We start from the raw sequence: 665 nt of genomic DNA on the forward strand, positions 1-665 counted from the left end.
TCGCCGTCGAAACGGATCTGCTCGTCGAGCCAGCGCTCGAGCCATTCCGGATCCGGCAAGCGCGACTGCACCGTGTCGCGCGGGAACAGCGCCTGGTTCACGTGCAGGTTGGTCGGGTGCAGCGGCTTCTCGGTGCGGCGCGCCGACGCCATCAGCACGCCGATCTTCGCGAATGCGGCACGCGCGACGTCGCCGCAGTTGTTCAGCGCCTTCTTCATGTAGCGCAGGTACGCGCCGCCATGCCGTGCCTCATCGCGCGAAATCGTTTCGTAGATCTGCTTGATGACGGGCTCGGTGTGCCAGTCGGCCGCGCACCGATACCAGTGGTTCAGGCGGATCTCGCCGCAGAAGTGCAGCATCAGCGTCTCGAGCGGCGGCGCCGGATCGAACTGGAAGCGCACCGCGTGCAGTTCCTCTTCGGTCGGCACCATCTCCGGCTTGAAGCGGCGCAGGTATTCCATCAGCACGAGCGAATGCTTCTGCTCCTCGAAGAACCACACGCTCATGAACGCGGAAAAGTCGCTGTCGTGCTGGTTGTCGCGCAGGAACATTTCCGTCGCGGGCAGCGCCGACCATTCGGTGATCGCGTTCATCTTGATCGTCTTCGCCTGCTCGTCGGTGAGCAGCGAAGCGTCGAACCTGTCCCACGGAATGTCCTTCTCCAT

The 665-nt window shown here is 63.6% G+C and carries 1 protein-coding gene; it reads right to left on the reverse strand.

Features of this window, described 5'->3' with window-relative positions:
• Window positions 1-665 (reverse strand): diiron oxygenase (locus tag WT53_RS14975; RefSeq protein WP_060260419.1); only part of this gene is annotated, 665 nt, incomplete at both ends.

Origin of the sequence: Burkholderia sp. MSMB2157WGS, assembly GCF_001532755.1 — a bacterium.
GTDB lineage: Bacteria > Pseudomonadota > Gammaproteobacteria > Burkholderiales > Burkholderiaceae > Burkholderia.